The organism is Mangrovicoccus sp. HB161399 (assembly GCF_013184745.1).
Taxonomy (GTDB): Bacteria; Pseudomonadota; Alphaproteobacteria; order Rhodobacterales; family Rhodobacteraceae; genus Mangrovicoccus.
Genome location: NZ_JAATVU010000126.1, coordinates 1 through 10,010 on the forward strand (window position 1 = coordinate 1; position 10,010 = coordinate 10,010).

Consider the following 10,010-nt stretch of genomic DNA (forward strand, 5'->3'; position numbering starts at 1 on the left):
CAACGCCGCGAGGCCGGGAGAGGCCGGGAGGTTGCGCAGCCCGTCCGGCACGGCGGAAACCGTTCCGCCCGCACGGCTATGTCGGCAGCCTGCCAAAAGGTCCGGCCGAACGGATATGGCCTTCGGGTACCTGCCTTCTCGGCGCGTTCCGGCAGCGTGGGAAGGGGCAAGCGCCCTGCGGTGCCGCGGGCTGTGGCCCGGCCTCCAAGTTCCGCCGCTTCGGGGCGGCAATTTCCGGCAGGCGGCACCGCGGCTCCGGTCCTCCTTCCTGCTCCCGGAGCTGCCCCGGGCAGGCCTCGCGATGCCGGTGGCGGAGGGCCTGCCATTCCTGCCCCATTTCCCCGGCCCCCGTCAGAGGGATCTGGCCGACGCGTCACCGGCGGCGGGGAACCTGGCGCCGCTGCCGTGCCCGGCCGCCGCGCCCGGGCTCAGTGGATATCCGGGACCAGCCTGCGGGGCGTCGGGTCCTCGGCAAAATCCTTCGGCCGCTTCTGCCGCTTGCCGAGATCGGGCTCCACGTACTGGGCGGGTTCATAGGGGATCGAGTTCAGGATGTGCGAGATGCAGTTGATCCGCGCCTTCTTCTTGTTGTCCGAGGGGACGATCCACCAGGGCGCGTGGCTGCTGTCAGTTGCCGAGATCATCTCGCCGTAGGCGCGGGTATAGTCCCACCAGCGGCGGTAGCTCTCGAGATCCATCGGGCTGAGCTTCCATTGCCGCACCGGATCGTCGATGCGCTGGCGGAAGCGGCGTTCCTGCTCCTCTTCGCTGACATCGAGGAAATACTTGAGCAGGATGATGCCGTTCTCGACGATGACGCGCTCGAAGGCGGGCGTGAGCAGCAGGAAGTTCCTCACGGTGTCCTCGGGCGCGAAGCCCATGACCCGCTCGACCCCCGCCCGGTTGTACCAGGACCGGTCGAATATCACGACTTCGCCGGCCGCCGGCATATGCGCCATGTACCGCTGGATGTACATCTGGGACTTCTCGCGTTCGGTAGGCGCCGGGAGGGCGACGACCCGGAAGACGCGCGGACTGACCCGCTCGACCAGCCGCTTGATCACGCCGCCCTTGCCCGCGGCATCGCGGCCCTCGAAGACGATGACGATGCGCGCGCCGGTCTTCGTCACCCAGTCCTGCAGGTGGGAAATCTCCACCTGGAGCCGCTTCAGGGCGTCATCGTAGCTTTCCCTGGCGGTGCCGGACTTGCCGGACTTCTTCTTGCCCATCTCGCGCTCCTCCAACTGAATGGGCGGCGGGCGCGACCGTCCCGATCCGCCATGATCCGAAGCCTATCCCGGCCGCCGCGATGCCCGAGGCCCCGCTTCGCCGCTGCCAGATTTCACCGGAAACCATATTCCTCTTTTGCCATGCAATGCCAGCGCGGAAGACCCGTCGCGCCAAGGGACACGCAATGCCCGCACTGAGGCCGGATGTCCTGGCGGGACACACGGCTGCTGCCGTCGTCCTGTCCAGGGCGACGGCCTGCGCAGCAGCGGCCAGCCTTCCGGTCAGTGCCGGGATCCGGATGGCCGTCGTTGCCATGATCGTCCGCGTCCGGCCGACGCTTGCCGAGCGCCGGCTCCAGGCGGACGCTCGCCTCCGTCGCAGCCACACTGCTTGCGCCTGCCGGGCCGGACGGCGGTCGGGCGATGCTGTCGGCGGCACCCCTGGCATGGCTCCTGATCGCGCCATCGCTGCTGCGTCCCGGCCAAGTCGCGGATTTCATGTCCCTGCCCGTTCCGTCCTCGCCCGGCGACATCACCGCAGGCGCGCGCAACCGCAGCCGGAGCGTCCCTCTTCCCGGTGCGCATGGAGCGCCTGAATCCGCCCTCGCCTGCCCGGCTTGCAGTCGCTGCGAACTGGCGCCGTTTTGGCGGCGGACGCGGCCAGCGCGGACTGCCGGCCGATCTATGCCGCGCCTTCGGCATCGGGCACGGGGCCCTCAAATGTTGGTGGATGGCGACAGGACCAGGGCGGAACAGGCCATGCAGGCCGCGAAAGCGCGGTGCAAAGGGAATTCCGTGGGAACGGAGCCTGCGGGCAGGTCCTTGACTGGTCAAACGCCTTGCGTGCCCGGTCCCGGAACGCGGCCAGGGACCTACGGCAAGCGGCAGGACACCGGCTCGGGCAGCGGGGCCGCTCCGGCCGCGACCGGCGCCTGGCATCGCGGGACGAGCGTCCCATGGAGAAAACCTGCGGCGGACGGGCCGCCGGCAAGCAAAGCACGCACCGGCAGCTCTCCGCGGTCCTCCGGCGCAATCCGCATGCAACTCGTTGCCGGGCCAGCGCCACCGCGGTTCCGGCGTCCCTGGGCAGCCGGGCGGTGCGGCCGGGACATCGGTCCCCGTTCCGGCGGAATTGATGCGGATGGCCCGCCGACGCGACCCCATGTGGCGGACACGGCGCCCGGCCCAAGGCCGCAGCCATCTGCCGCCGCCGGAGGCCCAAGGACTGCCATGTCCTCCCGGTCAAGGCGGGCCGGACCACATGCCCGTGCCGGTGTCCACCCTGACTGCCACGTCCATGCCGAGGAGATCGGAGCTTCTGCCGGTGAAGCTGCCGGTGACCGGCGAGACCAGCTCGATCTTCCTTGCCGCGGCGACCGGCACGAGATTGGCCGAACCGACCGACCGGTTGGTCGGGTCGAAGGGAATCCAGCCTGCCCCCGGCACGAAGACCTCGACCCAGGCGTGGGTCGACCCGGCACCTGCGGACCCGGTGAGCGACGCGGCCGGATCATGCAGGTAGCCCGAGACGATCCGGGCCCCGAAGCCGAGCGTCCGGACCGCTTCGGCGAAGAGCACGGCAAAGTCGCGGCACGATCCCCATCCCCGGTCGAGGGTTTCCAGAGGTCCCTGCGTGCCTTCCGTTTCGCGGCTCTGGTAGGAAATGCGGGCAGTGATGCCATTGCTGAGATCCTTGAGCAGGCAGAGCGTGTCCGTCGGCGTGCCCATGACGAATTGGCGCGCCCAGCTTTGCAGCCGCCCGGTCCGGTCTTCGTATTGCGGCGCGGCCAGGGCGCCTAGGTCGATCCGGTCGTCCGGGGAATACGCGAACGGGTAGGACGCCGCGGAGGCCGCGATCGGGAAGACCGGCCAGACCGGCGCGCGCAGGACAGCCCGCGTGCGGGACCGGATCGCGAGCCTGTCGCAGGGCGCATCGAAGCGGGCCGTCGCAATGGCGTTGCCCGCGACGTCGTGCGACCAGTCGACCCGGGCCGGGGGCCAGATCTCGAGCTCGAACAACTCCAGGGACAGATCCCGGGTCTCCCGCGGCCGGAGCATCAGCCTGTGCGGCCCGAGGGAAACCGCGGAACGGTAGCGATAGCTGGTGGCATGCGTGATGGTTACGGATGGCATCGGCTCGCCTCACGAGTTCCCGCAGCCGGAGCGGCGCCGGCCCCGGCCGCTGCCCGGCGGGTCCGCCGCGCGCCATTCCGCCGTTGCCTTGCGCCGCGGACGGAGAAGCTGGCCGCCCCCCTCGCTCCGGAAGGCCGACCGGCACCTGACGCATCCGCCTCTTTCCGCCCGGCCGCCCTATCCGGCCCTGCCGTCATTCGCGCTCCCCGCTCTTCCCCGGGCGGTCCATGCCGCCAAGGGCACGCTCCATGAGTTCCCGGCTCCGGCCATCCGCCGCCCCGGGCGTCGCCGCATGGCGCTCCGCAAGGAACCGCCGCGCCCGGGCGACCTCGATCCACGCCCATGCGGGCGCCTCCGGCAATTCATCGACGGGATGCGCGTCCTGCGGCCCGCCGGGCATTTGCGGGCGGGAAGGGCTGTTCGCGGGCAGGCGCCGCAGCATGGCCCCGCGCTGTCCCGCGGCGGTCCTGCGGCCGTCGAGATCGATCGGAGCTTCGGTCACGCCGGCACCCCCGCGGCGGCGCCTGTCCGCGGCACCCGGCAAAGCCATCCGCCCGGCAGCAGCGTCACTCTCCTATCCCCGGCCGCGCGCTTCCGCTGCGGGGGCCGGGCTCATGCGGCTGCATCCTAGCGGCCTCAATGGCGCGGCGTATCATGGGATCGGCGAGCATCTCCTCGCGGAAGAAATCGCCGAGCGTCTTGGCGGTGGGCGTGTCACTGGCGGCAGCCGCCTCCAGCTCGGCCAGCGGAACGGCAAGCGTCCGGCTCAGGCCGGGAAGATGGTCCCGGGAATGGGGCCGCAGGAGCACGGTCGCCGTCCAGCTTGCCGGATCGGTCCGGTCGGCAGGCTCCGGACGCCGTGTCTCGACCTCGTATTCGCCCGGGGGAAAGGTCTCGCCGAAACTCGGAAGCTGGAATTGGCGCCGCAAGACGGCTGTGGTCTTGTTCGTAGTGGTCATATCGGTTTTCCCAAAAAACTGGTGTCTGGGGCTCCCCGAGGAAAGGGAAGCCCGGGTCTCGGCCGTGCTGGCAGGATAGGTCGGTGCCCGGCGGGGGGAGGCTCCGGACGCGCTACCGCCCAAGGACGCACGCGCCGTCCGAAAGCTGGAAGCTGCGGTCGCAGCGCCATGCATTGCCGGTCCGGTCGAGATGCGCGTTCGCAGGCAGCTGGATCGCGACGCAGGACTCGTGCGAGACGGCGTAGCCGCGCTCGCAGCGCCATCCCGTCCCGCGCGAGTCCATGTCGAGAAACGCATTCTCGGGAACGTCGATAGCCTCGCACCCCCGGTCCGTCGCGAAGAACCCCCGCTCGCAGGCCCATCCGCTGCCGCGGTCCGAATTCGTCAGATAGCCGTTCTGCGGAACCTCGATCGGAACGCACTCCCCTGCAGCGGCCGCGAATCCGCGGTCGCACGCCCAGCCGGGGCCGGCCAGCGCATCCGTCAGATATGCATTGGACGGCAGGTCGATCCGGGTGCATGTGTCCCGGTCCCGCCGGAAGCCCCGCTTGCACTGCCAGCCGAAACCGGCGGACTCCAGGAACGCGTTGTCCGGAACCGGGATCGGAACGCAGGACTCGCCGTCCGCCTCCTGGAAGCCGCGCCGGCAGGCCCAGCCCGGGCCGTACGACCGCCCCGTCGCATAGGCGTTCTCGGGGATCTCGAGGGCCGCGCAGCGCGCGCCGTCCACGCGGTATCCCAGGGCGCAGTTCCACCCGCCGCCATAGCCGAGCGGCACGGCGTTCTCGGGCACAGGTCCCGTGCCGTCCCGCGCCGCGGCCGGGAATGCCATGCACGCGACGACGCATGCAACGGCGGCCATCCCCGCAGGACGTCTCATCGGGGAAGCCATCTGTAGGGCCCGGTTCATCCTTTGCCCGCCATGGCGTCCGGGGACGCAATCCCAGCGGTCGCCGCAACGCTCGCCAGCGCGATGTCCCGGCCGGGCGCATCGGCTCCCGGCACGGTCGGCCGGCCGGCCTCGATAGGCGCCCCCCGCCGCCGGGAGGCCTTCCAGATCCGCGCCGCGCGTTCCGGACCGGTCCGGGCCATTTCCGGGCAGACAGGCACCATCGCCGCGGCGGCGGCGGCGCGGGACAATTCCGGCGCCATGCCGCGTGCAGTTCCGACGACCGCCCGGCCTCCCCGGTCGAAGCCGTTGATGCTGGCGGCCACGGCACCCGCGGACGCTCCGCAATTGCCGGGCTTTGTCCATTCGGGACTGTTCATGTCGGGTCCTCCTGCGGAGCAAGCGCCGCTTCGCTATGCAGTTCGTCCGGGAAGACAGCCTGGAGCCAGGCATGTCCCCCGTCGAAATCGCTTCTGGTGATCGCGGGCGTACCGCGGCGGCAGGGAGCCGGGACCATGCCCTGGCTCCGGGACCGGTCGGTCGCCGCTTCGATTGCGTAGGGGCCGACCAGAAGGACCGGTCCGCCGGTGCAAGTCATGTTGATCTGGAGGGCGCGCCGGGATGTGCGGATTTCCGCGTTGGCGCTGTATCTGACCTGGAGCTTGCGCAGGCAAAAGTCAAGCTTGCGTCTGCAGCGGCCATGTCCCGCAGTCCGGCCGGACCGCTCCGAACGAAGCCTGCGCCGCCGCCGGGGCCGCCCCATCCGCCAACCGTTCCGGCTGGCAGGATCGGGCTCCGGCACGCGCATCGGGAGGTCTGGGACGAGGCCGGACCGGGACATGCCGGCGGCCGGTGCCGGAGCAGGCCGCCTGCAGTCCCGGGACGCGGCTAGCCGGCGCTGCGCGGTCGGGACCGGCATGCGGCGGTCACAGGCCCGATGCGCTCCACAGGATCCAGAGCCCGAGGCCCGCGAGGCCGGTTCCGATCGCCTGAGATACGGGCCTGCTGCGTCCCGCGAGCTTTTCCAGCAGCACCAGGGCGGTCAGACCGGCAATCCAGGCGGTATTCATCACGCCGACCGCAAACAGGACAGCCATCATGGCCCAGCAGCAGCCGACGCAATGGCCGCCATGGCTCAGCCCCATGCGAAGGGCCCCGCCGGCGCCGGGGCGCCAGCGCGTCATCAGGAAGCCCAGCGGCGACCGGCACAGCCCCAGGCAGGCCCTCTTGAACGGCAGGAACTGGTAGAGCCCGGCCCCGGCCAGGATGGCGCCCGATACCGGGGCAGAAGCCTTCATCATCACGGGAGACATCAGTTCCAGCGCGGTCAGCACCGCCTGCAGGGCGGCCGCGGCGAGGCTGAAGCCGGTCCAGACGATCACGTAGCCAAGCGCGAAGGCGGCGACGGACTGCCAGCCCGCGCCCTCCTGCCGGTCCCGCACCTGCATCCTCGCATAGGCCAGGATCATCGGCAGGGCCGTCGGCAGCATCATTGCCGCCATCATGACCGACCACATGACGAAGAGCCCGCAGAGCATCCCGGCGGTGAGCGTCCGCGGTGCCATCATCATCTCCGCCATGCCCGGAACTGCCGCCATGTCGCCGATCATCAGCGCCAGCCATCCCCAGGCGAGCAGGGCCATCGCCGCCGGAACCGCCAGGACGCGGGCAAGGCCTAGCGGCGCGGCCCGCGCCGTCCCGGAGGAGGCCGCGTCCGCCATCAGTCCCGGTCCGAGTAGGCAAAGGGCGAAAACACCCCGGTCTTGTCGGTCAGCGACCAGGTCATGCCGTGATCCGAGTAGGTCAGGTGCCTGCCCGCCGAGATCGTTCCCGGAAATCCCGGCGCGATGCACAGGGGGTGCCCCCGGACCGTGACCGGTCCCCCGTCCTGGCCGGGAAAGGGCTCGATCTCGACATCGGCAATCTCGGGTATCCTGAGGCTGTGGCGGCCGTCCCGGACGGCGAACTCGATCGGGACCTGGCGCACGCCCGCGATCCTGCCGACATGGCTGGCGAGCCGCGCCGGATGGCCGCCCGCCTGGCCGCCGAAAATCTGCACGATCGCCGCATTCTGGGCCTCGTCCGCGCGCTCGTCGACATAGACGGCGACGGTCCACTGCGTCGTCGGCATCGGACCTTCCGAATGGACCGCCAGGGCGACATTCAGCCCCGAGAGCGGCAGGCCGTCATGCTCGCCCGTCTCTATGTGCCAGCCGACAAGGGCAGTGCAGTCGCCCTGCGTCGGCGGGCTGAGGAACAGGCAGGGGCAGGCAGTGTCGCAGTTGCAGCTCTCGAAATACGTGCCTTCCAGGGACCAGGACATCGGCGCTTTCCTTTTGGTTGGTGCATGGCTGCCCGCCACGGTATGCTTTTCCGGTCTCCGCCGCTTGCCGGGGGCATCCGGGAAAGCTCCGGGCCCCATGATTTCTGCGTCACGAACGGAACGGAGGCGCGATGATCTACACATTCGGCCGCTTCGCCATGGATACCGGGCTGTTCGAACTGCGCCGCGACGGCGAGGTCATTGCGGTGGAGCCGCTGGTGTTCAACCTGCTCCTGTGCCTGATCGAGAACCGCGACCGGATCGTCACGCGGGATGACCTGGCCGGGGCCGTCTGGCAGGGGCGCGCCATCGCCGACACGACGATCAGCAGCCGGATATTCGCGCTGCGGCATGTGCTGGGCGACGCCAATGCCGGGCAGAGCTGCATCCGGACAGTGCCGCGCCGCGGGTTCCGCTTCGTTGCGACGGTGGAATGCACCGCGGACTGCCCGGCCCCCGGACCGCCGTCCGAAGGCCCGCCGGAGCCCGCCATCTCCGGCCTTTCGCCGGCCCGGATCCCGAAATTGCTGGTGCTCCCCTTCAGGCCGGCCAGCGCCGGTACCGACAGGTTCCTGTGCGACGGCATGGCCGAGGACCTGATCGGCAATCTCGCGCGGTTCCGCGAACTGCAGGTCTTTGCCGGCGGCACCGCCTTCCATTTCCGTGCAAGCGCGATGTCGCCGGTCGACATCGCGCGGCAGCTGGGCGCAGGCTTCATCGTCTCGGGCAGCGTCCGGAACGAGGAGGGCCGGCTCCGCGTCATGGTGCAGCTTGCCGATGCCGCGGCCGGAGTGATCCTCTGGGCCGGACATTACGACCGCCAGGCGATCGACGTGTTCGCGGTGCAGGACGAGATGAGCCGCATGGTGGCAGCCGCGCTCGGGGTCCGGATCCAGGATGCCGGCCTGACCCGGGCCCTGCTGAAATCCCCGCCGGAGCTTGACGCCTACGGCTGCCTGCTGCGGGCCCGGCGCTACACCAGCAGCCTCGACGACGCGGAGCACGCCGAGGCGCGCGGCCTGCTGGAGCGCGCCGTCGCGCTCGATCCGGGCTATGCGGAGGCACATGCGCTTCTGGCCAATGTCTACCTCGCGGAATACCGGTTCGGCGCCAATCCGTGTCCCGATCCCCTCGGCCGGGCGCTGTCGGCGGCCATCCGGGCAACGGAGCTGGACCCGCAAAGCGCCTATGCCCGCTGCTGGCTGGCGATCACGCATTTCTTCTGCAGGGACAACGACAAGTTCGACGCGGAAATGCAGCGGGCGGTCGGCCTCAACCCGAACGACCCCGAGATACTGGCGGAGGCCGGGCACTACTATTCCTTTGCCGGGGACTACGGGCGCGGCGTCGCCTATTCCGACCGGGCGCGGCTCCTCAATCCGATGCATCCGGGCTGGTACCACTTCGCCAATGCGCGCCGTCACTACAGCCGGCGGGACTACGAGGCGGTCCTGATCGACGTCGCGCGGGTCGGGATGCCCGATTTCTACTGGAGCCACCTGCTCCGGGCGGCCGCGCTCGGCCAGCTGGGCCGCGAGGGCGCCGCCGCAGCCCTGGCGCGCATTGGCGCGCTCCGCAAGGGCCTGTCTCCCATCGACGAGATATCGAAATGGAACGCCTGCGACGCGGATCTCGTCCATCTCGCCGAAGGTCTCCGCAAGGCAGGACTGCCGGGGTGACATCCGTCGCGCGCCGCGACCGTCTCGCGCTGCCCTGAGGGTCCGGTTGGCGGAGCCGGGGGCATGGCCGCGCCACGGCCGGCCCGGTGCGGGACCTGGCGGGTCCCGCCCGCACGCCGCATCGCCCGCCGCCATGAGGGCGGCCGTTTTCGATCCCCCGGCAGGACGCGGGGACGGTTGCGTGCCAGAATTTCCGTCCAGCCGCCGATCGGCCAGCCTGCCAGTGTCCGCGTTGCAATCCGTCCGGGCGAACCGCAGGCGTTCGAAACACGCAGGGCACTGCGGAACGAGGCGGCCGCCATTTCCGGCCGCAGACTTGCACCGAGATATCACGCGGCTGACGCGAACACTCCGTCTTTGGCACCGGGCCTGCCCGGGCATGGTCCGCACCGGCGCGCCAGCGGCCAGGGCCTGTCCCGCTCCGGCCAAGCGGCAGATGGAGGGCGGGCCGCCCACGCCGCGGAACATCACGGAAGGGGATCGCCGGCCTGCATCCGGCGCGTCCCGCCGGGACCATCCATCCCGCGCGCCAGGCTCGGAGTCCTGCCGGCTCCGGCCGGACTGCCGCCTTCGGTCCGCTTCGGGCTGCCAGGCCGGACCCGCCCGCAGCGCCCCCCGCGCGGCTCAGTTCCGGCGGTCCGGCCGCGGACAGCCATATGGCGGGGTACCCCGTGGCCCGGCGAGTTGCTAGAGCCGGACGAAATGATGCCCCCTGAGTCAGGAGAGGAGCCTGTTGGGGGGAGCCCTTTGTTCCGGGAGAATCGAAGGTGCCATGGTGGGCATCCGGGGCCGGCGCAG

9 protein-coding genes are annotated in these 10,010 nt (G+C 70.6%); 1 reads left to right on the top strand and 8 read right to left on the bottom strand.

Annotation, left to right across the window (positions count from 1 at the left end; genetic code table 11):
• Positions 1 to 428 precede the first annotated feature (428 nt).
• From ppk2 to HCC78_RS30360, 8 genes are all read right to left on the bottom strand, one after another.
• Positions 429 to 1,229: a polyphosphate kinase 2 gene (gene ppk2, locus HCC78_RS30325; RefSeq protein WP_172332477.1), complete on the bottom strand. Its 801-nt coding sequence runs from the start codon at positions 1,227 to 1,229 to the stop codon at positions 429 to 431.
• A gap of 1,242 nt (positions 1,230 to 2,471) precedes the next feature.
• Complete coding sequence (locus tag HCC78_RS30330; protein WP_172332478.1) at positions 2,472 to 3,362, bottom strand: transglutaminase family protein; 891 nt, start codon at positions 3,360 to 3,362, stop codon at positions 2,472 to 2,474.
• A 193-nt stretch (positions 3,363 to 3,555) separates the two neighbouring features.
• Positions 3,556 to 3,804, bottom strand: coding sequence for a hypothetical protein (locus HCC78_RS30335; protein WP_172332479.1), 249 nt, complete (start codon positions 3,802 to 3,804; stop codon positions 3,556 to 3,558).
• Positions 3,805 to 3,928: 124 nt separating this feature from the next.
• Positions 3,929 to 4,321: a hypothetical protein gene (locus HCC78_RS30340; RefSeq protein ID WP_172332480.1), complete on the bottom strand. Its 393-nt coding sequence runs from the start codon at positions 4,319 to 4,321 to the stop codon at positions 3,929 to 3,931.
• Between the two features lie 112 nt (positions 4,322 to 4,433).
• Complete coding sequence (locus HCC78_RS30345) at positions 4,434 to 5,183, bottom strand: hypothetical protein (protein ID WP_172332481.1); 750 nt, start codon at positions 5,181 to 5,183, stop codon at positions 4,434 to 4,436.
• Positions 5,184 to 5,227: 44 nt separating this feature from the next.
• A complete protein-coding gene (locus tag HCC78_RS30350; protein ID WP_371743961.1) occupies positions 5,228 to 5,536 on the bottom strand; it encodes a hypothetical protein in 309 nt (102 codons plus the stop codon).
• 600 nt (positions 5,537 to 6,136) lie between these two features.
• Positions 6,137 to 6,931, bottom strand: coding sequence for a DUF2182 domain-containing protein (locus HCC78_RS30355; RefSeq protein ID WP_172332483.1), 795 nt, complete (start codon positions 6,929 to 6,931; stop codon positions 6,137 to 6,139).
• Positions 6,931 to 7,533 carry a DUF1326 domain-containing protein gene (locus HCC78_RS30360; protein ID WP_172332484.1) on the bottom strand — a complete coding sequence of 201 codons (603 nt, stop codon included), beginning with the start codon at positions 7,531 to 7,533 and terminating at the stop codon, positions 6,931 to 6,933. Before HCC78_RS30360 ends, HCC78_RS30355 begins: the two co-directional genes overlap by 1 nt.
• Positions 7,534 to 7,664: 131 nt before the next feature.
• Between HCC78_RS30360 and HCC78_RS30365 the strand changes: the two genes are divergently transcribed.
• The gene (locus HCC78_RS30365; RefSeq protein WP_172332485.1) at positions 7,665 to 9,212 is read left to right on the top strand and encodes a winged helix-turn-helix domain-containing protein; all 1,548 of its coding nucleotides are present in this window, start codon (positions 7,665 to 7,667) and stop codon (positions 9,210 to 9,212) included.
• The last annotated feature ends 798 nt before the right edge of the window (positions 9,213 to 10,010 follow it).